At 72.6% G+C, this 21,617-nt stretch carries 26 protein-coding genes and 2 pseudogenes; 10 read left to right on the plus strand and 18 right to left on the minus strand.

All coding sequences use genetic code 11. From position 1 onward, the window contains the following. Positions 1 to 200 precede the first annotated feature (200 nt). Entirely contained in the window at positions 201 to 527 is a 327-nt protein-coding gene (locus tag D0D28_RS29810; protein WP_094006095.1) for a hypothetical protein, read from the minus strand. Here D0D28_RS29810 and D0D28_RS29815 point away from each other — a divergent pair. Beyond that, complete coding sequence (locus tag D0D28_RS29815) at positions 526 to 846, plus strand: four-helix bundle copper-binding protein (RefSeq protein ID WP_116114329.1); 321 nt, start codon at positions 526 to 528, stop codon at positions 844 to 846. The genes D0D28_RS29810 and D0D28_RS29815 overlap by 2 nt on opposite strands. Here the strand turns inward: D0D28_RS29815 and D0D28_RS29820 are convergent. Genes D0D28_RS29820 through D0D28_RS29830 form a run of 3 tightly spaced genes read right to left on the minus strand, consistent with a single transcriptional unit; the run spans position 838 to position 4,043 of the window. Beyond that, positions 838 to 2,364: a glycoside hydrolase family 13 protein gene (locus tag D0D28_RS29820; RefSeq protein WP_116114331.1), complete on the minus strand. Its 1,527-nt coding sequence runs from the start codon at positions 2,362 to 2,364 to the stop codon at positions 838 to 840. The two genes, D0D28_RS29815 and D0D28_RS29820, sit on opposite strands and share 9 nt — an antisense overlap. After that, a complete protein-coding gene (locus D0D28_RS29825) occupies positions 2,361 to 2,801 on the minus strand; it encodes a hypothetical protein (RefSeq protein ID WP_094006097.1) in 441 nt (146 codons plus the stop codon). Before D0D28_RS29825 ends, D0D28_RS29820 begins: the two co-directional genes overlap by 4 nt. 36 nt (positions 2,802 to 2,837) lie before the next feature. Beyond that, on the minus strand, positions 2,838 to 4,043 hold the full coding sequence (locus tag D0D28_RS29830) for a site-2 protease family protein (RefSeq protein WP_116114333.1): 1,206 nt from the start codon (positions 4,041 to 4,043) through the stop codon (positions 2,838 to 2,840). Positions 4,044 to 4,190: 147 nt separating this feature from the next. On the opposite strand from D0D28_RS29830, the gene D0D28_RS29835 reads away from it, so the two are divergent. Next, the gene (locus D0D28_RS29835; protein ID WP_094006099.1) at positions 4,191 to 4,580 is read left to right on the plus strand and encodes a hypothetical protein; all 390 of its coding nucleotides are present in this window, start codon (positions 4,191 to 4,193) and stop codon (positions 4,578 to 4,580) included. Positions 4,581 to 4,612: 32 nt separating this feature from the next. After that, positions 4,613 to 5,805, plus strand: a pseudogene (locus tag D0D28_RS29840) (erythromycin esterase family protein). Positions 5,806 to 6,034: 229 nt separating this feature from the next. Here the strand turns inward: D0D28_RS29840 and D0D28_RS35885 are convergent. The 4 genes from D0D28_RS35885 to D0D28_RS29850 form a co-directional block, all read right to left on the minus strand. Then, a complete protein-coding gene (locus tag D0D28_RS35885; protein ID WP_143266202.1) occupies positions 6,035 to 6,247 on the minus strand; it encodes a hypothetical protein in 213 nt (70 codons plus the stop codon). After that, positions 6,244 to 7,149 (minus strand): PfkB family carbohydrate kinase, encoded by a 906-nt coding sequence (locus tag D0D28_RS29845; RefSeq protein ID WP_240323416.1) that lies wholly within the window; start codon positions 7,147 to 7,149, stop codon positions 6,244 to 6,246. The genes D0D28_RS35885 and D0D28_RS29845 overlap by 4 nt, the downstream gene beginning before the upstream one ends. Positions 7,150 to 7,229: 80 nt before the next feature. Continuing rightward, positions 7,230 to 7,400 carry a hypothetical protein gene (locus D0D28_RS36350; RefSeq protein WP_167481593.1) on the minus strand — a complete coding sequence of 57 codons (171 nt, stop codon included), beginning with the start codon at positions 7,398 to 7,400 and terminating at the stop codon, positions 7,230 to 7,232. A 78-nt stretch (positions 7,401 to 7,478) separates the two neighbouring features. Beyond that, entirely contained in the window at positions 7,479 to 7,952 is a 474-nt protein-coding gene (locus D0D28_RS29850; RefSeq protein WP_094006102.1) for a hypothetical protein, read from the minus strand. A gap of 48 nt (positions 7,953 to 8,000) precedes the next feature. Between D0D28_RS29850 and D0D28_RS29855 the strand changes: the two genes are divergently transcribed. Next, complete coding sequence (locus tag D0D28_RS29855) at positions 8,001 to 8,594, plus strand: TetR/AcrR family transcriptional regulator (protein ID WP_116114337.1); 594 nt, start codon at positions 8,001 to 8,003, stop codon at positions 8,592 to 8,594. A 252-nt stretch (positions 8,595 to 8,846) separates the two neighbouring features. On the opposite strand, the gene D0D28_RS37725 is transcribed toward D0D28_RS29855, so the two are convergent. The 3 genes and pseudogenes from D0D28_RS37725 to D0D28_RS29865 form a co-directional block, all read right to left on the minus strand. Beyond that, on the minus strand, positions 8,847 to 9,161 hold the full coding sequence (locus tag D0D28_RS37725; protein WP_430732411.1) for an integrase core domain-containing protein: 315 nt from the start codon (positions 9,159 to 9,161) through the stop codon (positions 8,847 to 8,849). Then, a pseudogene (locus D0D28_RS37730) lies at positions 9,086 to 9,427 on the minus strand (DDE-type integrase/transposase/recombinase); the annotation flags it as partial. The gene D0D28_RS37725 and the pseudogene D0D28_RS37730, both read right to left, overlap by 76 nt. A 364-nt stretch (positions 9,428 to 9,791) precedes the next feature. After that, positions 9,792 to 10,994 (minus strand): FAD-dependent oxidoreductase, encoded by a 1,203-nt coding sequence (locus D0D28_RS29865; RefSeq protein WP_240323417.1) that lies wholly within the window; start codon positions 10,992 to 10,994, stop codon positions 9,792 to 9,794. 102 nt (positions 10,995 to 11,096) lie between these two features. On the opposite strand from D0D28_RS29865, the gene D0D28_RS29870 reads away from it, so the two are divergent. The 3 genes from D0D28_RS29870 to D0D28_RS29885 all read left to right on the plus strand — a co-directional run bounded on the left by D0D28_RS29870 (position 11,097) and on the right by D0D28_RS29885 (position 13,412). After that, a complete protein-coding gene (locus tag D0D28_RS29870; protein ID WP_116114361.1) occupies positions 11,097 to 12,122 on the plus strand; it encodes a glycosyltransferase family 4 protein in 1,026 nt (341 codons plus the stop codon). A 638-nt stretch (positions 12,123 to 12,760) separates the two neighbouring features. Next, entirely contained in the window at positions 12,761 to 12,889 is a 129-nt protein-coding gene (locus tag D0D28_RS37425) for a hypothetical protein (protein WP_275895931.1), read from the plus strand. Between the two features lie 61 nt (positions 12,890 to 12,950). Further along, positions 12,951 to 13,412 (plus strand): DUF4383 domain-containing protein, encoded by a 462-nt coding sequence (locus D0D28_RS29885; RefSeq protein ID WP_094006105.1) that lies wholly within the window; start codon positions 12,951 to 12,953, stop codon positions 13,410 to 13,412. On the opposite strand, the gene D0D28_RS29890 is transcribed toward D0D28_RS29885, so the two are convergent. Beyond that, positions 13,409 to 14,014 (minus strand): maleylpyruvate isomerase family mycothiol-dependent enzyme, encoded by a 606-nt coding sequence (locus D0D28_RS29890; protein ID WP_116114341.1) that lies wholly within the window; start codon positions 14,012 to 14,014, stop codon positions 13,409 to 13,411. The two genes, D0D28_RS29885 and D0D28_RS29890, sit on opposite strands and share 4 nt — an antisense overlap. A gap of 75 nt (positions 14,015 to 14,089) precedes the next feature. Here D0D28_RS29890 and D0D28_RS29895 point away from each other — a divergent pair, with 75 nt between their 5' ends. After that, positions 14,090 to 14,509 (plus strand): MarR family winged helix-turn-helix transcriptional regulator, encoded by a 420-nt coding sequence (locus D0D28_RS29895; RefSeq protein WP_094006107.1) that lies wholly within the window; start codon positions 14,090 to 14,092, stop codon positions 14,507 to 14,509. A gap of 125 nt (positions 14,510 to 14,634) precedes the next feature. On the opposite strand, the gene D0D28_RS36355 is transcribed toward D0D28_RS29895, so the two are convergent. From D0D28_RS36355 to rfaE2, 4 genes are all read right to left on the minus strand, one after another. After that, on the minus strand, positions 14,635 to 14,793 hold the full coding sequence (locus D0D28_RS36355) for a hypothetical protein (protein ID WP_167481443.1): 159 nt from the start codon (positions 14,791 to 14,793) through the stop codon (positions 14,635 to 14,637). Positions 14,794 to 14,861: 68 nt separating this feature from the next. Beyond that, positions 14,862 to 15,575, minus strand: a complete 714-nt coding sequence (locus D0D28_RS29900; RefSeq protein ID WP_116114343.1) for a methyltransferase domain-containing protein — start codon at positions 15,573 to 15,575, stop codon at positions 14,862 to 14,864. Between the two features lie 5 nt (positions 15,576 to 15,580). Then, positions 15,581 to 16,381, minus strand: a complete 801-nt coding sequence (locus D0D28_RS29905; RefSeq protein ID WP_116114345.1) for a glycosyltransferase family 2 protein — start codon at positions 16,379 to 16,381, stop codon at positions 15,581 to 15,583. Next, positions 16,378 to 17,883, minus strand: coding sequence for a D-glycero-beta-D-manno-heptose 1-phosphate adenylyltransferase (gene rfaE2 / locus D0D28_RS29910; protein WP_116114363.1), 1,506 nt, complete (start codon positions 17,881 to 17,883; stop codon positions 16,378 to 16,380). Before rfaE2 ends, D0D28_RS29905 begins: the two co-directional genes overlap by 4 nt. 153 nt (positions 17,884 to 18,036) lie before the next feature. Between rfaE2 and D0D28_RS29915 the strand changes: the two genes are divergently transcribed. Beyond that, positions 18,037 to 19,074, plus strand: a complete 1,038-nt coding sequence (locus D0D28_RS29915) for a glycosyltransferase family 9 protein (protein ID WP_240323418.1) — start codon at positions 18,037 to 18,039, stop codon at positions 19,072 to 19,074. Here the strand turns inward: D0D28_RS29915 and D0D28_RS29920 are convergent, their stop codons facing one another. Beyond that, positions 19,075 to 20,175 (minus strand): FUSC family protein, encoded by a 1,101-nt coding sequence (locus tag D0D28_RS29920; protein WP_116114349.1) that lies wholly within the window; start codon positions 20,173 to 20,175, stop codon positions 19,075 to 19,077. Between the two features lie 32 nt (positions 20,176 to 20,207). Between D0D28_RS29920 and D0D28_RS29925 the strand changes: the two genes are divergently transcribed. Further along, positions 20,208 to 20,684, plus strand: a complete 477-nt coding sequence (locus tag D0D28_RS29925) for a GNAT family N-acetyltransferase (RefSeq protein ID WP_205413395.1) — start codon at positions 20,208 to 20,210, stop codon at positions 20,682 to 20,684. Between the two features lie 7 nt (positions 20,685 to 20,691). Here D0D28_RS29925 and D0D28_RS29930 read toward each other — a convergent pair whose 3' ends face one another. Further along, positions 20,692 to 21,438 (minus strand): GAF and ANTAR domain-containing protein, encoded by a 747-nt coding sequence (locus tag D0D28_RS29930; protein WP_116114351.1) that lies wholly within the window; start codon positions 21,436 to 21,438, stop codon positions 20,692 to 20,694. Between the last annotated feature and the right edge of the window lie 179 nt (positions 21,439 to 21,617).

Here is a 21,617-nt window from a genome sequence, read left to right on the forward strand (position 1 = left end):
TCTTCCGCCGCTGCACCCAGTTCCGCAACGTCTGTGCCTCATCAACGGACAAGGCCAACTCAGGCAGCTTCGGATTCGGCATGCCGCACCCTACAGCTGAACTCGAATTAACGACTCAGGACACTAGGGGGCGGCACGGGGTGGCGGCGCTCCCCGCGCCGCCACCCGCGGAACGCGCACGTGGCCGGCGCCGGAAGCCCCTAGCGGCGGCCGCGGTGGGGGGTCTGGTCCGCGACGCCGTGGCGCAGCGGCGTGTTCGGCTCGGCCGCCGTCTGCCGGCTCGCCGGGGAGCCGCCCGCGTGGCCGCTCACCTCGGGGATCTCGGTGTGCTCGCCGTGCGAGGGCTCGGCGCCCTCGTGCAGCTGCTGCTTGCGCACGCGCATCAGCTCCAGCACCGGCAGCCGGTTGGCGTGCTTGAGCTCGTAGGACATCAGCTGGTCGAGCTGCTCCTCGTCGAGCGACCGGATCCGGTGCTGCAGCGAGGCCAGGGGCAGCTCGTCGTATTCGGGCAGCGGTAGTTCGGACATGTGCCAAGACCTACCCCCGCGACGGCCGGGCAAACGGGACGCCTGCCTCTCCGGACCGGATCCGGCCGCGCTGGTCCGGTGCGTCAAGCTGACCGCCGTCTGCGCCGACATCTGCGCCGCGACCGCCCGCGTGCTGTCCCGGCGCGGCGACCCGGCCGGGATCGCCTCCGAGCTGCTCGCCCTGTGCGAGAAGGCCTGCCGGGCGTGCGCCGAGGAGTGCGAGAAGCACGCCGGGCACCACGAGCACTGCGCGGTCTGCGCCGAGGCCTGCCGCAGCTGCGAGGACGCCTGTCAGCAGCTCCGCCAGCACCTACGCTGACAGCCACACCGCGCAGTCGGGGGCCAGGTCCTCCGCCGGGTCACCGCTGGCCAGCAGGATCTTCCGGTGCGGCGGCAGCGCCACGGGCACCGCACCGAGGTTCACCACGCACACCACCCCCGGCTCGCGGCGGAAGGCCAGCACGTCCAGCGCACTGTCCAACCACGACAGTGCCCCGTCACCGAAAGCCGGGTGCTCCTTGCGGATCCGCAGCGCGTCCCGGTACAGGCACAGCATCGAAGACGGATCGTTCTCCTGCGCGGCCACGGTTTTCGCCGCCCAGTGGGCCGGCTGCGGCAGCCACGGCGTGCCGCTGGAGAACCCGAACGGCGGCTCCGCGCCAGACCAGGGCAGCGGCACCCGGCACCCGTCGCGGCCGCGTTTGGTGTGCCCGGACCGCTCCCACGTCGGGTCCCGCAGCACCTCCTCGGGCAGGTCCTCGACCTCCTCCAGGCCCAGCTCCTCGCCCTGGTACAGGTACGCCCCGCCGGGCAGCGCGAGCATCATCAACAGTGCCGCCCGCGCCCGCGGCAACCCGCCGCGGTACCGCGTGACGTGCCGTTTCACGTCGTGGTTGGACAACACCCAGGTCGCCGGCGCACCCACGGCGGCGAGCTCGCCGATGCTGGAGTCGATCACCGACCGCAGCCGGCCCGCGTCCCACGGGCAGCGCAGGAAGTCGAAGTTGAACGCGGTGTGCAGCTCGTCCGGCCGCACGTACCGGGCCAGCCGCCGCGGGCTGTCCACCCACGCCTCGGCCACGAAGATCCGGTCGTCGCCGTAGTGGCGGGCCAGCTCGCGCCAGGACCGGAAGATCTCGTGCACGCCGGGCCGGTCCCAGTGCGGGTGGTCGCTGCGGTCCGGCGGCTCCACCAGGCCCTCGTGGTCCAGGCCGAGATCGGGCAGCGCCGGGTCCTTGACCAGGCCGTGGGCCACGTCGATGCGGAACCCGTCCACCCCGCGGTCGAGCCAGAACCGCAGCACGTCCAGGAACTCGGCGCGCACCTCCGGGTGGTCCCAGTTCAGGTCCGGTTGCGAGGCGTCGAACAGGTGCAGGTACCACTGGCCGTCGTCGACCCGGCTCCACGCCGGGCCGCCGAAGACGCTGCGCCAGTCGTTCGGCTCGTCGCGGAAGACGTACCGCTCCCGCTCGGGCGAACCACGCCCGGCGGCCACCGCGGCCCGGAACCACGGATGCGCCGAGCTGGTGTGGTTGGGCACGATGTCGACGATGATCCGCAACCCGTGCCGGTGCGCCTCACCGATCAGCGCTTCGGCGTCGGCGAGCGTGCCGAACACCGGGTCGATGTCGCGGTAGTCGGCCACGTCGTAGCCGCCGTCGGCCATCGGGGACGGGTACCACGGCGTGATCCACAGCGCGTCCACGCCGAGACCGGCCAGGTAGGGGAGTTTCGCGCGGATGCCGGCCAGGTCCCCGACACCGTCGCCGTTGCCGTCGGCGAAGCTGCGGATGTAGACCTGGTAGATGACGGCGTCCCGCCACCACGCGCCGCTCACGTGCGCGGCAGGTCGTGGGCCCAGGACACCAGGTGGATCAGCGCGTCGATCTGCCCGCACGGATCCGGGTCCCCGGCGATGAACTCCAGCTGCGCGTCCACCCCGTCGGTGTCGTGGTTGAGCTCGGCGAGGACGGCGCGCAGCACGGCCCGCAGCGGTGGCTGCAGCTCGTCGATCGGCACGCCCGCGTCGCCCTCGTCGGACAGCTCGACGGTGAACAGGTCGGCGCCCTCCGGTGCCGCGCGGGCCCGCACCTCGCGGGCGATCACGGTGACCAGCTCGGCGCACAGCGGCCGGAGCAGACCCGCCTCCGGTGCGTCGGCGCCGATCATCCTGGGCAGCGCGCGGGACACCGCGGTCAGGTCCTGCCTGCCGAGATCGTCCACGAGACGGCCGGCCAGGCGCCGGACGTCCCGCTGGGTGTTTTCGTGGCTCATCGCTGATCGGATTCCCGTGCTCGCGCGTGCCGAAACTCACGGCCAGCGCTGCGTCGCCGGGCGGCCCAGCGGCGGACTGGACGGGCTCCGCGTGACCGCGACGTCCGCGCCGCCGTGCCAGTCCACGCCCAGACCGCGGAGCGTCACCGCGCGGCTGATGTCGGACGGCGACACGATCCCGACGAGCCGGTCGGCGTCGAACACCAGCGCCCGGCCGTCGGCGCACCCGGACATCCGGGCCAGCAGCGCGAGCAACGGCTCGTCCGGGGTGGCGCGCGGGATTTCCGTTGGCGGGCAGGCGATTTCGCCGAGCAGGGTGTTGGGGCGCTGCTCCGGCGGCACGGCCCGCATGCGGGTCAGCGTGACCAGCCCGGCGAACCGGCCGACCGGGTCGACGAGCGGATAGGCCGAATGCTGGCGCAGCATGGCGTGGTCGCGGAGGAAGGTCGCCACAGTGGTCGCGGCGGGCGCGGTGGCCGGGCGCATCGTCATCACGTCGCGCACCCGCATGGCGGCCAGGCTGGTGCCCAGTTCGGCGTCGCGTTCCTCGGCCAGTGCCAGGTGGACGATGAACAGGCCGACCAACAACGGCCACACGCCGAGCCCGATCGGCCCGCGCAGCAGGGTGAGCACGCCGAACGCGCACACGACGAAGCCGAGGACGCGGGCCGCCCGGGCACTGCCGAGCGTCGCGCGGTGCCGGTCGCTCCACGCGCCCCACAGGATCGAGCGCAGCACGCGGCCGCCGTCCAGCGGCGCCACCGGGATCAGGTTGAACACACCCAGAACCAGGTTGAGCACCGCGAGGTAGCCGAGCACCGCGCCGGACAGCGAGTTGCCCATCGGGGAGGTCATCCAGGTGGCGAAACCGAAGATCGCGGCGAGCAGCAGGCTCATCAACGGCCCGGCGAACGCGACGCGGAACTCCACCCCGGGCGAGCGCGGTTCGCCACGCAGCCGGGTGACCCCGCCGAGCAGCCACAGGGTCACCTCGCGGACCTCCAGGCCGGACCGGCGCGCGACCAGGGCGTGCGGGAGTTCGTGCGCGCACAGCGACACCACGAACAGCGCCGCCGTGATCAGGCTCGCCACGCCGTAGGCGAACACCCCCTGCCCGGGGGCGAGCGGCGCCCACTGCGTGAACGAGAGCGCGGCGACCAGCACCGCGGCCATGCCGAAGACGCTCCAATGCAGACCCACCCGGATGCCTTCGAACCGGCCCAGCCACACGGTCGACGCCATCGCACCTCTCCCCTCTCGTCCGAATCCCCCGCAACCACCTACCCGCACCGAACCGTTACTGAACGTTTCGGCCGACACGGTTTGGTTTCGGCGGTGACCGGGAAGGCTGAAGCACTACGACCGGCGTGAGACAGGGGACCGGCGAACATGGACGTGTCACGGAACAGTGAGGTGACGGCCAGCTGCGGTGGGCTGGCGGAACAGGCCCAGCTGGCGACGCGCGGGTTGTACCACCGCGCCTCCGGTGTCGGCGGCGACACCGGGATCGACGGGGCCGCGGAGATCTACCGGGTGCTCGGATCGCTGAAGTTGCTCTCGCAGAACGTCGCCCGGAGCCTGCCCGAACTGGGCACGTGGCTGGAACGGCAGCTGTGGCTGGGCAATCTGGACGTGCCGGGTGATCAGGGCGGCTACGAAACGCTGATCACCTCGGTGTTCGACGCCACGGCCGCGCTGGCCAGGGCGCAGGAGGTCACGGTGCGGCTGTGCCAGGAGCTGGCCACCGCCCAGGCCGCCGCGAAGGAGCTTTCGTATTGACCCCGCGCGCGGACGCCATCGGCCTGGGCCGGGTGGAGGACCTCGACCCGCTGATCGACCGCATCGGTGACGCCCGGTACGCGCTGCTGGAGGAGGCTTCGCACGGCACGGCGGACTTCTACCGCTGGCGCGCGGAGATCACCAAGCGGCTGATCGTCGAGCGGGGGTTCTCGTTCGTCGCCGTCGAGGGCGACTGGCCGGACTGCCACCGCCTGCACTGCTGCGTGGCGGGCGGGCGCGGGGATCCGGAGGCGGTGCTGTCCGGTTTCGACCGGTGGCCGCGGTGGATGTGGGCCAACGACGACGTCGTGGAGTTCGCCCGGTGGCTGACGGCGTACAACGCGGCGCGGTTCGGCGACCGGCCGGTGGGGTTCCACGGCCTGGACGTCTACAGCCTGTGGGACTCGCTGCGGGAGATCCTGGGGTACCTGCGCGAGCACCAGCCGGGCCAGGTGGAGACGGCGTTGTCGGCGATGCGGTGCTTCGAGCCGTTCGCCGAGGACCCGCACGACTACGCGTATTCCACGCGGCTGGTGCCGGAGAACTGCGAGCGGGACGTGCTGCGGCTGCTCGCGTCGATGCGGGAGACGGATGAGGTGCCTGGTCTGGACCCCGCGTTCGTGGCGCGGCAGAACGCGGAGATCGTCGCCGGGGCCGAGCGGTACTACCGGACGATGGTCCGCGGTGACGTGGAATCGTGGAACCTGCGGGACGAGCACATGACCGACACGCTCGACCGGCTGACGCAGGCGTACGGCCCCTCGGCGAAAGCCGTGGTGTGGGCGCACAACACGCACATCGGCGACGCGCGGGCGACGGACATGGCCGCGGCGGGGATGCTCAACGTCGGGCAGCTGGTGCGGGAGCGTCACCCGGAGGAGTCGTTCGCGGTGGGCTTCGGCACGCACCGGGGCACCGTGATGGCGGGTTCGCACTGGGGCGCGCCGCCGGAGACATGCCGGTGCCGCCCGCGCGGGAGGACAGCGTCGAGTCACTGCTCCACGAGGCCGTGCCTGATGCCGACTCACTGTTCTTACTTGAGGAAGCCGGCGAGTGGACGCGGCAGGTGCGTGGCCACCGGGCCATCGGCGTGGTGTACGACCCGACGAGAGAAAAGCTCGGAAACTACGTCCCCACCAGGCTGGACCGCCGCTACGACGCATTCCTGTTCTGCGACTTCTCCAGTGCGGTGGTACCACTACACGCACCAATCGGAGCCACCTGACAACGACACCGCCACCCGGCAACGCAAGCAACAACCCCCCGAGCCACCCCTCTCCCGCAACCCGATCCCCAGCCAAATCGGTTGCCGAGCAGCGAGGTCAAGGTACTCTTTCCCGCCTTGACGCCGCTTCTCGGCAACCGAACACTGAAAGATCGGGTTCGGGAGGGCACCAATCCGGGCGTAGCGAAGCGAAGCCGGCGCTCTTCAGCCACCCGCGTAGCGGCTACGCCTACGGCCGCCGCGGCTCAGGCAACTCCGGCAGAGGCGTGTGCGTCCGGCAGTTGGTGCAGACCAGCAAGGTCGCCAACGGCTCATCGGCCTCGTTGACGAGCTTGGCGATCCGCAGCGCGGAGTAACCGCATTCCTCGCACGGCACCGGGGGTGCGGCGCGGTCCGGGGCGATCAGTATTCGGGTGGCCGGTCGGGGCTGGCTGAGGGTCATGACTGCTTCCGCGACTCGAGGATGCCGGGGTTCAGCCGGGGTCGGCCCCCGGCGTGTTCGGTGGTGCTCGCCGCTGCCGCGACCGCCGCCCGTGCGGCGGTGCGCAGGTCCTGACCGCGCGCGAGCGCGCAGGTCAGGGTCGCGACCAGGGCATCTCCCGCACCGGTGGTGTCGACGACGTGCGCGTCGCCGTGCGGGTGGAACTCGTAGCCGGCCCGGCTGACGAACACGTTGCCGTGGCCGGCGACTTCCAGTACCGCCAGATCGAGCCCGTGCGCGAGCAGCATCACGCCCGCCTTGACCCCTTCGGCCACGTCCGCCACGGGCCGTCCGGTGAGGATTTCCGCTTCCCTGGCGTCGGCGCGCAGGATGTCCGCGCACGCCAGCAGGTCCCGGTCCGCCGGGACCCCGTCGAGGACCACCCGGGCGCCGCCCTCGCGGGCGAGGCGGGCGGCGGTCATCGCGGTGCGGGCCGGCTGCTGCAGCTGGAGGATGACCGACGGCGCGTCCCGCAGCAGTCCCGCCGCGGCGAGCACGTCGTGTTCGGCGACGAGGACGTCCTCGGGGACGTCCTCCAGGTAGCGCCACTGGCCGTGGTCGTCGACGACGTTGACGATGAGGGCCGAGCGGGCGTGCTCGCGGACGACGCAGTGGGAGACGTCGATGCGGTCGGCCGCGGCGTGGGTCAGCAGGTCGTGCCCGGCGCGGTCGTCGCCGACCACCGAGAGCAACGCGACCGGCACGCCGAGCTGGGCGACGCCGACGGCCTGGTTCGCGCCCTTTCCGCCGAGCACCTCGTCGCGTGAGCGCACCGCCGCCGACTCGCCGGCCGCCCGGTCGTCCGCCACGCGCAGGACGAGGTCACGAGCGATCTGCCCGACCACGACCACCTCTGGTCTCACGGCCGGAGCAGTACCCGATCCCGATTCGCACTAACCGACACGAACGGGCGGAATCCGTTCGCGGCTGCGCTGTCCGCCGGTCAGGGGGCGACGGCGACCTCTCCGGTGAGAGCGCCTTCCAGCTGCTGGGTCGCCGGTTCGTCCTCGGGCCGCGCGTGCCTGCTGCGGGCCACGTGCCGGGCTTCGGTGACGAGGGCCGGACCGCCCCACTTCAGGTCCGTGCCGGCGTCGTCGATGCGGTGCCTGCCCATGGTGTCCCTCCCCGGATCCAACCCTGCCGCCGGAATACCCCCGGGCCGTTCCGCATACACCTCCCCCGGACGGGTGGGTCAGCGGCGGCGTTTCCGCACCGTGGCGGCGAACGTGGCGGCGGTGACGAACCCGTAGGCCACGTGCGGGACCAGGTCGCTGATCCAGTCGGCGACGCTCCAGCGGCGCGGGTCGGTGATGCGCAGGACGGTCATCGGCCCGTTCGCGGCGACCAGCGCGGCTCCGCTCGCCGCGAGGCCGCCGCGGAGCACGTCCGGCCGCCAGCCCGCGCCGTGCGCCGCGCCGTAGGCCGCGCCGACCGCGGTCCCGGTGACCAGCCCGAGCAGCGCCCCGAGACCGGTTTCCCTGGCCTGCTTGCGCTCCTCGTCGCCGGGGATCCCGGCCCCGAGGGTGCGCGCGATCTTCTCGACCGCCTCTTCCGGCAGCGAGCTCGCCGGGCGCCCGCGGACGGCCATGTCGACGTAGGTCGCGGCGTTGAGCGCGGTGGCCCCGGCCGCCCCGGCGGCGGCGCCCCGCAGGATCGAACTCAGCATTCCGGCCGGATACCCCCGGGGCGAGCGGGCAACCTCTAGGATCGGGGCATGTCCCGGCCCATGACCTTCACCGAGCGTGCCCGCCGGGAGCAGATCATCGAGTGCACCATCGACCTGATCTCCAGCAAGGGCTACCGCGGCACGTCACTGTCCGCGATCGCCGAGGCGGCCGGCATCTCCAAGGCCGCGGTGCTGTACCACTTCTCGTCGAAGGAGAACCTCGCGCAGGCGGCGCTGGAGCAGGTGTTCCGGCAGTTCGGCGACTACGTGCGGGACCGGGTGGACGGGCAGCCGGACGCGCGGTCCGCGGTCACGGCCTACGTGCGGGCGATGATCGGGTACCAGTCGGCGCACCGGCGGCACGTCCGGCTCATCACCGAGGTGCTGCTGGACGACGCGAACGGGACGAGGCTCAAGGCGCCCGGCTCGCACGACGCCGGCGGCCGCTGGCAGGTGCTGGCCGGCCTGCTGGAGGACGGGCAGCGCGCCGGGGAGCTGCGCGAGTTCGACACTCGGACGGTCGCGCTGGCGATCGGCGGCGCGATCGACGGCGTGGTGTCGCACTGGCTCGCGCACCCCGAGCTGGACCTGGACGACGCGGCCGACGAGCTGGAGCGATTCGTCCTGGCGGCGATCTCCTAGCCGGGGGCGCATTCGCCTACCTCGCCGGAAGGTCCTTTCACACCAGTGCGGGAACCAGCGCCGCGCGAAGGCGGTGGCGCGGCCGTAGGCGATCAGGGATCGTGTTGGCCCGGCTCGATCAGTTGCTGGACCGGTTTGCGCGCGCGGGGTGCGGTAGGGCGGGCGTAGCAGCCGCACCCCGCGGTCGGGAAGGCAGGCCGCCTCCGCGCAGGCCCGGCAGCTAGGTGTTGTGACCTGGCACGTTGTGGAGGGTCAGGGCGGTCGGGTGATGGGTGGGTGGCCTGTTAGGGCGGAGTGTGCGCGTTCAGTGTTGTAGTGCTGGATCCAGGCGGGCAAGGGTGCCGGGCGGTGGGTGTGGGAGGTCCGGGGCTGGGCGTGGGCGAATTCGGTGAGCAGGGTGCGGTTGGAGCGTTCGGCTGTGCCGTTGGTCCAGGGGCAGCCGGTTTGATGTAGCGGCGGCGCAGCCCGAGGGCGGTGCAGACCGCGGCCCAGCAGGTGCCTCGGCGATAGGCCAGGGCGTTGTCGGTCGGGATTCGCAGCACGGTGATGCCGTGGTGGCGGAACCAGGCCACGGCGCGGTGCAGGAAGGCGGCGGCGGCGGTGTCGCGTTCGTCGGGCAGGGCTTCGACGTAGGCCAGGCGGGTGTGGTCGTCGAGGGCGACGTGCAGGTAGTCGTAGCCGATACCGCGGCCGCGGACCTGCTCGCTGCGGCCGTGCACCCGCCAGCCGCCGCCGTCAGGCACTCGCCCGAGTTTCTTGATGTCGATGTGCAGCAGCTCGCCCGGGGAACGGCGTTCGTAGCGGATGCACGAATGCCGCCGCCGCACCGGCATCCCGGTGATCGGGTCGAGCGTGGACAGGGGTGGCGCCTGGTGCCGGCGCAGGACACGACCGACGGTGGAGGCCACCAGCCCGAGCTGCCCAGCGAGGAACACCGCACCCCGATGGCACTGCTGACGCAACGCCAGGATCGCGGCTTCGGTACAGGCAGGCGGGTGGGGCTGTGATGTGGGCGGGAGGAACGGTCAGCCAACGCTGCACGATCAACTGCCGGGCATGCACCGTGGTGCGTGCGTCAGCGTGACCCATCGAGGACCTCCAGGGCTGGTAGTGGATGCGTCACAACACCCACTCCGCCCCGAGGCCCTCCCCACAATCAACCCAACACGCCGTCCACAACCTCACAAGCCACAACACCTAGCGCCGCGCGAAGGCGGGTGCGCGTTCCGGGCGCACGCCGATCCCGCCGAGGTAGGCGGCCACCACCGCGAGCGCCGGGATCCGTTGTACCGCGCGCAGCGGCGGCGGCACGCGGGTCAGGGTGCCGTCGAGCGCGGGCTTGAGCAGCATCTCGTGCTCGCCCAGCTGCGCCCGCTGCGCCACCCGCGTCGGGAACTCGCGTCGCTTTTGGACCTTCGCCAGGTCCTGTGTGGACACCCGGCCGGCAGACAGCGGCCCGGCCAGGATCCGGGCGGCCGCGACGGCGTCCTGGATCGCGAGGTTCACCCCGACCCCACCCACCGGCGACATGGTGTGGGCGGCGTCGCCCAGGCACAGCAGGCCGTCGACGTACCACTGCGGCAGCCGGCCCATCGACGTCTCGAGCAGCTTCACGTCGTCCCACGACCGGATGTCGGCCAGCACCTCGGCGTCCCAGCCGAACAGTTCGGCGAGCCGTCCGCGGAACCACTCCAGGCCACGGGCGCGCAGCTGGGCGTCCTCGCCCTTGCGGATCAGGTACGAGGTCTGGTGGTACTCGCCGCGGTCCATCGTCACCGCGACCTGCCCGTTCCCGAACACCCCGAACACCCGGCCGTCGCGCTCTTCGTGCGGTGGCGCGGGAATCCGCACCTGCCACACGTCCATCGGCAGGGGGAATTCGAGTGGTCGCAGCCCGGCCTCCCGGCGCACCAGGGAATCCCGGCCGTCGCACGCGACCACCAGGTCCGCGGACAGCTCACCCTCGCCGTCGGCGTCCCGGTAGGTCACGCCGGTCACCCGGCCGTTCGTCCGGCGCAGACCGGTGACCTCGGTGTTCATGCGCAGGTCCAGCGGCTCGGCGGAGGCCAGCAGGTCCAGGAAGTCCCACTGGGGGACCATCCTGATGTGCTTGTGCCGGCCCGGCAGGCGGCCGAAGTTCGCCGCCACCACGGTTTCGCCGGCGACCCGCATCCGCATCTCGGTCAGTTCGGGGCCCGGCACCGCCGCGAACTTCTGGCCCAGGCCGAGCTCGTCCAACAGGCGCAGCGTCGACGGATGAACGGTGTCCCCGCGGAAGTCCCGCAGGAAATCCCCGTGCTTCTCCAGTACGGTCACCTTGACTCCGGCCCTGGCCAGCAGGACGCTGAGCATCATCCCGGCCGGGCCCCCGCCTACTACACAGCATGTCACGTGTTCCACAACGACCATGCTAACCGATCGGTCAGGGTGCTGACCGGCCGGTTAGGTGTGCCTGATCACGGAACGGGTAACTGTCCGATATGCCGACTACGTGAGGTGGCGATGCGACGCCTGAGCGTGGCACTGGTGGTGGACAACGAGGTGTTCGGCAGCGCGGAGGTCTACGTCCGGCGGCTGCTGCGGTTCCTGCCGCCGTGGGTGGCGCCGAGCATCGTCGTGGGCGACGGTCTCGCCGGCGCGTTCCCGGAGCGGGTGCCGAAGCAGATCGTGGCGCCGGCGGTGCGCAGCGTGTGGGCGCCGCAGATCGAGGACGCGCTGCGAGCGCTTTCGCCGGACGTCGTGCACGTCAACCTGGCCGACGCCGGGGCGAACCTGGCCGCGTTGCAGGCCGCGGAGGCCGTCGCGCCGACCGTGGCGACGCTGCACCGCACCGGCGGCGCGCCGGCGTCGAGCGCGGTCTGGGACTGCTACCGGCGGCTGGCCGGTGCGCTGGCGCCGTCGCGGATCGTCGAGGCGAGGCTGCGGGAGCTGGGCACGCCGGCCGAGCGGGTGACCCGCATCCGGCCGGGTGTGGAGGTGCCGCCGGAGCCGGTCGGCCCGTCGGACCGGACACCGGTGGTGATCGGCGCGATCGGCGGGGTGACGGGGCTGGACCTGCTGCCCGCGGTGGCGGCGCTGCGGCGGCGGGGGCGCGAGGTGCGGGTGCTGGTCGCCGGCGACGTGCGGGACCTGGCGGAGCGGGCGCGCGGGCTGCCGGTGCGCTTCCTGGGGCGGTTGCGCGATGTGAGCGCTTTCCTGCGCGGGCTGGACGTGTTCTGCCTGCCGTCGCGGCGGGACACGTTGTCGCTGGCGGTGCTGGAGGCGATGGCGCACGGGTTGCCCTGCGTGACGACGGCCGTCGGGGAGACGGTGGCGGAGCTGGCCGGCGCGGCGATGATCGTCCCACCCGGGGACGCGCGAGCCCTGGCGGACGCGCTGGACCGGGTGAGCACGGACGTGGCGCTGCGGCGGAAGCTGTCCCGCGCGGCCCGGGAGAAGGCCGTCGAGGACTTCGACGTGCGACGGATGGCCGCGGAGACGGCGGAGGCGCTGGCGGCCGCGCACGCGCTGAGCAGCCCCGCCCGCTGACCCGGGGTACCGGCGGACGGCCGGTGCGCTGAGCCCGTTCCCGGCCGGATGGCAGGCCGCGGCGGGGTGAACGGCGGCCCGGGGGCCTGCGGGTGAGCTACGCCTGGGGCTGTCGATGCGTGCGGGCGGGCCGCGGGTTGCGGCCAGGGGTAGTGCTGTCGGAACGAGCCACCGCCCGGGCGTTCGCTGACGTGCGCCCCAGCGCCCCGAGCCGGAGTGGGCGAGCGCGGGCCGTTCGGCGGGCTCATCGCCAGCGCGGCTGGCACACCGCGGGCCTGCAGATTCGCCGACCACTACCGCTCCCGCAACGCCAGCCTCGCTTCGCCCGGCGTGGACGGCTGCGCCTGCCCGCGCCGGTGCGGCCGGGCTCGCTGCGGCTGCGCGCCACCATCCTGTCGGCGCGGGCGTCGCACTCCAAGGCGGACCACGGGCTCGTCCACGCCGGGCGGGGCGGGCCGCGGGTTGCGGCCAGGGGTAGTGCTGTCGGAACGAGCCACCGCCCGGTCGTTCGCTGACGTGCCCCAGCGCTCCGGGCCGGAGTGGGCGAGCGCGGGGCCGTTCGGCGGGCTCATCGCCAGCGGCCGGCACACCGCGGGCCTGCAGATTCGCCGACCACTACCGCTCCCGCAACGCCAGCCTTGTCGGCGCGGGCGTCGCGCTCCAAGGCGGACCGCGGGCTCGTCCACACCCGCGGCGAGCTGCTCAACCAGGACGGCCAGGTCGTGCCGGGTCTCGTCGCGATGAATCTCGTCCGCCGCCGCGCGTGAACTGGTTTCGAAACGTTGCGGGGGGGCTATCCGGGGGTCACTTCGTCCCTAAGGAGTAGTCATGACCGGGCGTTCCGCAACCGCGACCACGGCTCGCAGGCCGGTGCAGGCCGCGGCCACCATCGTCGCCGCCGTGTTCCTGCTGGTCGGGATCCTCGGGTTCATCCCGGGCATCACGACGAACTACGGTGACCTCACCTTCGCCGGCCACCACTCCCGCGCGATGCTGCTGGGTGTCTTCGCGGTGTCCATCCTGCACAACCTCGTGCACCTGCTGTTCGGCATCGTCGGCCTGGCACTGGCCCGCACGCCGGGCGGCGCGCGCGGCTTCCTGGTGCTGGGCGGCTTCGTGTACCTGCTGCTGTGGGTCTACGGGCTGGTGATCGACCAGAACAGCGGCGCGAACTTCGTCCCGCTCAACAACGCCGACAACTGGCTGCACCTGGCCCTGGGGGTCGGCATGATCGCGCTCGGCTGGGGGCTCACCGCCGTCGAGCGCGGCCGGGAGAACCGCGCCGCCTAGATCCCGGTCAGCTGCGGGATGGTCGCGGTGCGGCCGGCCAGCAGCATGACCAGGGCCTGGATCGGACCGCGGACCTCCGCGCCCTCGCCCGCGCTCCAGTCGGCGTCCGTTGCGATGAGACGGTGGCCGGCCAGGCGTTTGCGGGCGTGGAACGGGAAACCGATGTCCCACAGGTGGTCCGCGGCCGCGACCGCCGCGTCGGCAGGCATCGGCAGGCGCCTGCCGAGCGGCATCGCGATGTCCTGCGTGTGGACGTGCACGTCCATCAGCGCGTTGTCGAGGGACTGCCGGGGCGCGAGACGGCGGACGCCGATCGCGCCCCGCAGCATGTCCACCACCTCGGCCGGTGAGTGCCGCGCCGCCTCCCGCTTGGTCAGGTCGTGGACCATGCGGTTGAAGCTGCCGCGTGCCCGGATCGCCGCCTTGAGGGCGGCGCCGACGCTGAGGTAGGGGGCCAGCGCCACGTGCGTCACGACGTCGTGGACGGTCCAGTCGTCACACAGCGACGGGTGGGCCCGCTCGGCGTCGGTCAGGGATTCGAAGAGGTCGGCCAGCCGCGTGCGCTCCGCGTCGATCGCCAGCCACTTGTCGTTGTGGTCCATGGGAACCTCGCCCGAAAGTGGTAAGATAGTCTGACTACTTTAATCAAAGCCTCTGACTATCGTCAAGGAGCGGGCGTGAACACCGGACTGCTGCTCTACATCCCGTACCGGCACCTGGAGAACCGGGTGATGGACGCGATCCGCGCCGCGGGGTTCGACCTGACGCTCGCGCAGGCGCGGTTGTTGCAGCGGCTCAACCCGGGCGGCAGCCGGTTGACGGAGCTGGCCGAGGCGGCGCAGGTGACCAAGCAGACCGCCGGGTTCCTGGTCGACCAGCTGGAGCGGGCCGGGTACGTGCAGCGGATGCCGGACCCGCGCGACGGCCGGGCGCGCCTGATCCACGGCACGGACAAGGCCCGCGAGGCGGTACCGCACGCGGAAGCCGAGATAGCCCGGATCGAGGCCGAGTGGGAGAAGCACGTGGGCAAGCGGCGGTTGACCCAGCTGCGGGAGACGCTGGAGAAGCTGTGCGAGATCACCGATCCCTACCGCTGAGCCGCAGCCGAAGAGGGTCGCGGCCGGGGGTGAACCGCGCCAGCCGTCAACCGAACCGTCCGCGTCCCTGATGCGCCACCTGCCCGCGCCCCGGCCACGGACCAGGCCAGGGCGGGACGCGGCGCTCAGGACTGCGCGTCGGAGGTGGGTTGCTCGGTCTCGTCGTGCTGCCAGAGCGCCGACCACACCAGCCCGCGGTTCTCGGTGCCGCCGGTCCGGGTCGTGCTCTCGGGCTGCTCCGGCCACAGGTTGATCGCACCCGCCGGAATCCTGTGGGTCGTCATGCGGGTCACGGTAGGCATCGCGCGGTCCACCCCCGCCGACGGGAGGGCGCCGGTGCGAGTCAGGTCACTCAGTCGAAGAATCGGGACATGTGTCCCGCGTCCGGTTCCTCCGCCGAACCGTCCTTGACCGGCCGCAGCTCGGCGAAGATGCTCGCCCCGTCGCAGCCCGCGTGCAGCGGGAACCACGTGCGCGACGACCCCGGCCGCCGGCAGATGCCCTTGATCGTCTGCACGTCCAGCAGCCGCACGTGCGTCGGATCGGCCACCGCGTTCACGTAGCGCCACCACGGGGACAGCACGTAGGCGATGCCGTCCGGCCGCAGCACCCGGTGCACCTCGTCCACCAGCGGCAGGAAGTCGATCAGGTGCTCCAGGATGTGCACCAGGAACACCCGGTCCGCGCACGAGTCCGCGAACGGCAGCGGCCCGGACAGGTCGGCCACCACGTCCACCTCGCGGGTGGTCACCAGGTCCACGCCCAGGTTGCCCGGGTACTGCTTCTGCCCGCCGCAGCCCAGGTCCAGGATCAGCGGGTCCCGCCCGCCGACCCGCACGCGGTCCCACACGGCGAACACCCCGTCCAGCCGCCCGATCAGCTCGCGCGCGGTGTCCAGGTGCGCGCGTTCGCCGACCTCGCCGGTCAGGTGCGCCACGCCGCGGTCGAAGCGGACCCCGAGGTCGAGGCCACGCAACCGCTCGTCGTGTTTGAAGAGTTCGTCCGCCGCCCGGCTCAGGAATGCGTCGCGGAGCCGGAGGCGCTGCTCGGAAACGGGCTCGCTCATGATCCTCACGGGGGAACGACGTCGTAGGCTTCGGTGTCCCGGTTCACCACCGTGGTCGGTGACTCCAGGTGCACGGCGCCGGTGGGCAGGATGCCCGCCGCCCCGTACTTGGCCGCGACCTTCATCTGGGCCAGCACGTCCTCACCGCAGTGCTCCGGGGGCAGCTGCTGCCAGAACTCGAACCCGCCGACGTTCACCAGCGCCTCGCGGTCGAACATCGCGCAGCCGCCGACCCAGGCCACCTTGTAGGCTGTCCACTTCGGACGGTGCCACACCCGCTCCGACAGGTGCGTCGGGTTGGCCGCGTTGTGCAGGGTCCAGCGCTGCCATTCGCGCGTGCCGGGCGTGATCTGCTCCGGCTCGGGGCTGCCCTCCCACTCCTCGTACGGCTCCAGCTCGTCCGGCCGCCGATCGTCCAGGTAGGACAGTCCGGTGACGGCGTTGCCGACCATGCCGCAGCCCAGCTCGGTGATCGCCGAGTGCAGGCGGGTGATCGCCCCGGGTTCGAGCCACACGTCGTCGTCCAGGAACAGCACGTAGTCCGCTTTGGACTGGTCCAGCAGGTGGTTCCGCTGCTGTGCCAGCCCGCGCCGGGGCAGGTTCCGGCTCAGGTGCACCGGGTGCCCGCGGTGCCGCAGCACCCGCACCATCGCCTGGACCGGTGGGGAGTCGTAGGACGCGTCCCCATCGGACTGGTCGGCCACGTGCACGGCGAAGTCCGGGAAGTCCTGCGCGGCCAGGCCGGACAGCGTCACGGCCAGCTCGGCGGGCCGCTCGCGCGTCGGGATGAGGACGTCGACCCTCACGCGCCCTCCCCGACCGGGGCCGAGGTCCGGATCTTCTCGATGACCGATGTCGTCGAATGGTCCGCGACGTAGCCGAGCACGCGGACCTCGCCACCGTAGGCGCGCACGGTCGGCGCCTCGGGCAGCATGTTCTCCGTGTAGTCGCCGCCCTTGACGTAGAGCTGCGGCTCGAGGAGCTTCAGCAACTCGATCGGGGTGTCCTCTTCGAACACCGCGACGTGGTCCACACAGCTGAGCGCGGACAGCACGGCCGCGCGGTCCTGCGCCGTGTTCACCGGCCGGTCCGCGCCCTTGAGCCGGCGCACGCTCTCGTCGGAGTTGACCGCGACGATCAGCACGTCCCCGAGCCGCTTGGCCTCGTTGAGGTAGGTGATGTGCCCGCGGTGCAGCACGTCGAAGCAGCCGTTGGTGAACACGACCCGCCGCCCGGCCTCGCGGTGTGCGGCGACGGCGCGGGCGAGTTCGCCGGCGGGCACCGCGGCCTCGCGTTCCCGGCTCAGCGCCAGGGAAAGCTCGGCGGGCGTGCAGATCGCCGTGCCGTCCTTGTGCACCACGACGTTCGCCGCGGCCTGCGCCAGCTCCATGCAGCTCGTGGTCGGCAGGCCCGCGGCCCGGGTCAGCACGAGCGCGGCCGCGAACGTGTCCCCGGCGCCGCTGGCCTGGCTTTCCGGCGCGGGATCGGCCCACGTGCGGTAGCCGCGGCCCTCGCCGGTGAGCAACATCGCGCCGTGCCGGTCCATGGTCACGACCGCGGCCGCCGCGCCGGTCTTGTCGAGCAGCGTCCGCCGCTCGTCTTCGAACAGGCGCGCCCGCTCCTCGCCCGGTTCGGGCAGCTCGACGCTGAGCAGGTGCGCGGCCTCGGCGGCGTTGGGCGTGACGAGGTCGGGGCGGGCCTGCTGCCAGTGCTCGAAGTCGTGCGCGTCGACGACCAGCAGCGGGATGTCCGCGCGCAGCCGCGCCACCGCGTCCCGCAGGGGCTTGCCGAGCAGGCCGTTGCCGTAGTCGCACACCATGAGCGCGTCCGCGCCGGCCAGCGACTTTTCCAGCGCCTGGGTGAGGCGGTTCGTCTGGACCGCGGGCAGGTCGTCGCGGTCGCCCTCGTCGAAGCGCAGCATCACCTGGTCGTCGGCGACCACGCGCTGCTTGCTGATGCTGCGCCGCGCCGGTGCGGTGAGCAGGTTCGCCGTGTCGACGCCGTGGGAGTCCAGCAGCGCGGCCAGTTCCCGGCCGGGTTCGTCGTCGCCGACGACGCTGACGAACCGGACCCGCGCGCCCAGCGCGGCCAGGTTCGCCGCGGTGTTCGCCGCCCCGCCCGGCGACAGGGCACGCGCCCCCACGTCGACGACGGGCGCCGGGGCCTCGCGGCAGATGCGTTCGCAGTGGCCGGACAGCCACACGTCCAGGATCGCGTCGCCGAGCACCACGACCGTGGGCGCGGTCTCCGACAGCAGCCGGACGAGGTCCGGCGTGATGGGGGCCACGTCCTTGGTCTCGCCTGCCATGTCCACCTCCGCTTCTTCTCCTGCTCCACCAGTAGCCGGATCTTGGGCTGCGAAACATTTCTGTTTGCTGCCTGCGGAAACGGGCACCTTGCGGGCGTGGTGAACTCGGAGCTTGGGCCGGCCGTCGGCCCGATCGAAGCGAAGTGGCCGGATGTGCGCAGGATCGCCGTGCTGCGCGGCGGTGGTCTGGGGGACCTGCTGTTCGCGGTGCCGGCGATGGCCGCGCTGCGCGGCGCCTACCCGGACGCCGAGATCGTGTTGCTGGGCACGGAACTGCACCGTGAGCTGTTCGCCGGGCGCCCGTCGCCGGTGACGGAGGTGCGGCCGCTGCCGCCGTACGAGAACGTGCACGAGCCCGCGGGCCAGCCGTTCGACGAGGCCGAGCAGCGGGCGTGGTTCGACGCGCTGAAGCCGGTCGACCTGGCGGTGCAGCTGCACGGCGGCGGGCGGAACTCGAATCCCTTTCTGCGCAAGCTGGAACCGCGGTACCTGGTCGGCGCGCGGACCCCGGACGCGGCGGAGGCGGACCGGTGGCTGCCGTTCCGCTACTACCAGCACGAGGTGCTGCGGGCGCTGGAGGTCGTCGGGCTGGCCGGGGCGCGGCCGGTGGAGCTGGAGCCGTCGATCGTGGTGACCGACGCGGACCGCGCGGCGGCGGCTCCGGCGCTCGACGGGGTTGCCCAGCCGGTAGTCGTGGTGCACCCCGGGGCCGGTGACCCGCGCCGGCGGTGGCCCGCGGAGCGGTTCGCCGAGATCGCGGCCAAGCTCGCGGCGAGCGGCCGGGGAGTGGTGGTGATCGGGGCGCCCGACGAGCGTGAGCTGGTGGAGCGGGTGGCCGGGATGGCCGGGCCGCCGGTGCGGCCGCTGACGTCGCTGAGCATGTCCGCGCTGGTCGGGGTGCTGGACCGGTGCTCGGCGTTCGCCGGCAACGACAGCGGGCCGCGGCACCTGGCGGCGGCGGTCGGCGCGCCGACGGTCAGCGTGTACTGGATGGGCAACGTGGTCAACGCCGGGCCGCTCGGCCGGTCGCGGCACCGGGTGCTGATCTCGTGGATGTCGAACTGCCCGGTGTGCGGCGTGGACTGCACGCGCGAGGACCTGCCCCGCTGCGCGCACGACGATTCCTTCGTGGCGACGGTGTCGGTGGACGACGTGCTGGGCGAGCTGGAGGAACTGCTCGCCGGACGGTGATCACCGCGGTGCGGCCGTCTCCAGCACGCGCATCGAGCGGGCCACCGCGAGCAGCGCGGCGTCCTCGGCCTGCCGGGTCACCGTCGTGACCTGGTCGAGCCGCACCCGGCCGTCCAGCTCGCGGTGGCGCGCGGCCAGCTCGTCCAGGTAGCCGGGCAGATCGGTGAGCCGGTCGTCGGTCTGGTCCAGGCACGCGACGGCCCCCGCCAGCTGGCCGAGCAGCCGCGCGTACCCGGGGGTGAACTCGCGGTCGGCCTCGTCCTGCTGCGCCGCCGTGAGCAGCGCCTCGGTGATGCGTTTCACCTGCTCGGAGACTTCTGTGAGCACGCTCAGCGGCGACTCGAAGGACGAGGGCAGGGGGCTGCGGCCGCGGCGGCGGTGCACCAGCCAGCGGATGTTGAACCGCACGCTCTCCCGCCCCCAGCTGACCGCCTCGTCGGCCTTCCGCACCGTCGAATCGAGACGCCGGGCGTGCCGCAGCCACCGGGACGCCGTGTCGGAGTCCCACTCGTCGCGCAGGTCGCCCGCGATCGAGCGCAGCAGGTCGCGCACCTCGGCGGCGAGCGCGGTCACCGCGTCGCGGGTGTGCCGGAGGTGGACCGGCGGCAGGATCACCGTGTTCACCGCGAGCCCGATCGCCGCGCCGAGGACGCTCTCGGCCATGCGTTCGGCCAGGTAGAGCAGGTTCCCTGCGGTGCCGTAGGAGATCATCAGCAACGCGGTCACCCCGACCCAGATCCCGCTGCTGCCGAACCGGTGCCACTGGCCGAGCAGCATCCCGACGAACACCGCGGCCGCGAGCGCCAGCACCGGCTGCGGGATCAGGTGGGCCGCGGCGTAGGCGACGGCCAGCCCGAGCAGCAGCGCGGCCGTCTGCTGCGCGGCGTTGGTCAGCGAGCGGTAGACGGTGGCGGTCATCAGGAACACCGCGGCGTACGGCGCGATGAACGACTGCGGCGACGGGATCACCAGGCGCGCGACGAGCCAGGCGAGCACCGCGGCGAGCGCCATCTTCAGCGCCTGCACGATCGCCTCGCGCTCGCGCCCGGGGAAGCGCAGCGCCCGCGAGAACCAGGACCAGGGGGACAAAATTCGTGTCATCGATCTGGCGATACCCGGTCACACTGGTCGCCATGCGCATCAGGACGGCCACCGCGGCCGATTTCGACCGGCTGCCGGAGATCGAACGCTCGGCGGGGGAGTGCTTCCGCGACGTCGGGATGCCCGAGATCGCCGACGACGAGCTGCCCGCGCCGGAGGACCTGGCGCGCTACCCGTTCGCCTGGGTGGCCGCCGACCCGGAGCCGGTGGCGTACCTGGTCGCGGAGCCGGTGGACGGGGCGCTGCACATCGAGCAGGTGTCGGTGCACGCCGCCGTCGCGCGGCGCGGCATCGGGCGGGCGCTGATCGAGGAGGCCGCGCGGGCGGGTTTCCCCGCGCTCACGCTGACCACGTTCGCGGAGGTGCCGTGGAACGCGCCGTACTACGAGCGGTGCGGCTTCGTGCGGCTGGCCGGGGACGAGCTGACGCCGGGGCTGCGCCGGATCCGCGCGCGGGAGGCCGCCCGCGGGCTGGACCGGTGGCCCCGGGTCGCCATGCGCCGCGGCTGACCGGGGCTCAGCGTGACCGCACGGATTCCAGCAGATCGATGGCCACCTGGCGGAGTTTGATGTTCTGCCGCTGCGACTGGTCCACCAGCCGGTCGAACGCCTCGGCCGCGCTGATGCCGTGCACCGCCATCAGCACCCCCTTGGCCTGGTCGATCTCGGCCCGCGAGGTGAGCGCGTTCTCCAGGTGCCGGATCTGCTGGCGCGCGTGGTACCAGCGCCGCGCGTTGCTGATGGCCGCGGAGGCGGCGCCGGTGAACAACCGCATCAGCTTCTGGTCGAACGGGTCGAAGGCGCCGTCGATCCGGCTGTACAGGTTCAGCGAACCGACCAGCTCGTCGCCGTCGCGGGTGCCGCTGCCGAGCAGCAACGGCACGGCGAGGAACGTCAGGACCCCGCGATCCTGTGCGGCGGCGGCGAACTCGGCCCAGCCCTCACTGTCCGGTTTGGACATCGCGCGGACCGGTTCGCGCGTGGTGACGGCGAGCAGGCACGGTCCGTCGCCCGCCGCGTACTGGGCCTGGTCGATCCCGATCAGCTCGTCGTCGGTGATGGCGGCGGTGCGCGGGCCGGCGTCGTCGAGCAGGGTGACGCTGACCGCGTCGGCGTCCGCGATCGCGTTCACCGCGGTTTCGGCGAGCCGCCGCAGTACCGCGTCGAGGGGCTCCTCGTCGTCGAGGCCGACGCGCAGGTTCTCCAGTGCGAGGGTGACGTCGTCGAGTCTGGCCAGTGGCGCGGGCCGCTCGGGTCTGGTCATGTGTCGGTTCTCTCCGCGTGTGCGCTGCCCGGCATGCCGCCGGACCGCCGCGCGGGCAGCGAGCGGGGGACGGGTGCCGTGATGGGGTGGGTGATCCGGGATCCGGGGAGGATCAGAACCGGAGCCTTCCCACTGCGGATGAGCGCGGATGTATCCGCCGGAGTTCGTTCATCGTCAAG

It is taken from the genome of Amycolatopsis ruanii (assembly GCF_003385175.1).
Taxonomy (GTDB): domain Bacteria; phylum Actinomycetota; class Actinomycetes; order Mycobacteriales; family Pseudonocardiaceae; genus Amycolatopsis_E; species Amycolatopsis_E thermalba.

Coding starts and splice junctions, on each gene's coding strand:
- D0D28_RS29815 (WP_116114329.1), top strand. CDS start 526: ATGTGCCAAGACCTACCCCCGCGACGGCCGGGCAAACGGGACGCCTGC.
- D0D28_RS29810 (WP_094006095.1), bottom strand. CDS start 527: ATGTCCGAACTACCGCTGCCCGAATACGACGAGCTGCCCCTGGCCTCG.
- D0D28_RS29825 (WP_094006097.1), bottom strand. CDS start 2,801: ATGAGCCACGAAAACACCCAGCGGGACGTCCGGCGCCTGGCCGGCCGT.
- D0D28_RS29830 (WP_116114333.1), bottom strand. CDS start 4,043: ATGGCGTCGACCGTGTGGCTGGGCCGGTTCGAAGGCATCCGGGTGGGT.
- D0D28_RS29835 (WP_094006099.1), top strand. CDS start 4,191: ATGGACGTGTCACGGAACAGTGAGGTGACGGCCAGCTGCGGTGGGCTG.
- D0D28_RS35885 (WP_143266202.1), bottom strand. CDS start 6,247: ATGACCCTCAGCCAGCCCCGACCGGCCACCCGAATACTGATCGCCCCG.
- D0D28_RS36350 (WP_167481593.1), bottom strand. CDS start 7,400: ATGGGCAGGCACCGCATCGACGACGCCGGCACGGACCTGAAGTGGGGC.
- D0D28_RS29850 (WP_094006102.1), bottom strand. CDS start 7,952: ATGCTGAGTTCGATCCTGCGGGGCGCCGCCGCCGGGGCGGCCGGGGCC.
- D0D28_RS29855 (WP_116114337.1), top strand. CDS start 8,001: ATGTCCCGGCCCATGACCTTCACCGAGCGTGCCCGCCGGGAGCAGATC.
- D0D28_RS29870 (WP_116114361.1), top strand. CDS start 11,097: ATGCGACGCCTGAGCGTGGCACTGGTGGTGGACAACGAGGTGTTCGGC.
- D0D28_RS29885 (WP_094006105.1), top strand. CDS start 12,951: ATGACCGGGCGTTCCGCAACCGCGACCACGGCTCGCAGGCCGGTGCAG.
- D0D28_RS29890 (WP_116114341.1), bottom strand. CDS start 14,014: ATGGACCACAACGACAAGTGGCTGGCGATCGACGCGGAGCGCACGCGG.
- D0D28_RS36355 (WP_167481443.1), bottom strand. CDS start 14,793: ATGACGACCCACAGGATTCCGGCGGGTGCGATCAACCTGTGGCCGGAG.
- D0D28_RS29900 (WP_116114343.1), bottom strand. CDS start 15,575: ATGAGCGAGCCCGTTTCCGAGCAGCGCCTCCGGCTCCGCGACGCATTC.
- rfaE2 (WP_116114363.1), bottom strand. CDS start 17,883: ATGGCAGGCGAGACCAAGGACGTGGCCCCCATCACGCCGGACCTCGTC.
- D0D28_RS29920 (WP_116114349.1), bottom strand. CDS start 20,175: ATGACACGAATTTTGTCCCCCTGGTCCTGGTTCTCGCGGGCGCTGCGC.
- D0D28_RS29925 (WP_205413395.1), top strand. CDS start 20,208: ATGCGCATCAGGACGGCCACCGCGGCCGATTTCGACCGGCTGCCGGAG.
- D0D28_RS29930 (WP_116114351.1), bottom strand. CDS start 21,438: ATGACCAGACCCGAGCGGCCCGCGCCACTGGCCAGACTCGACGACGTC.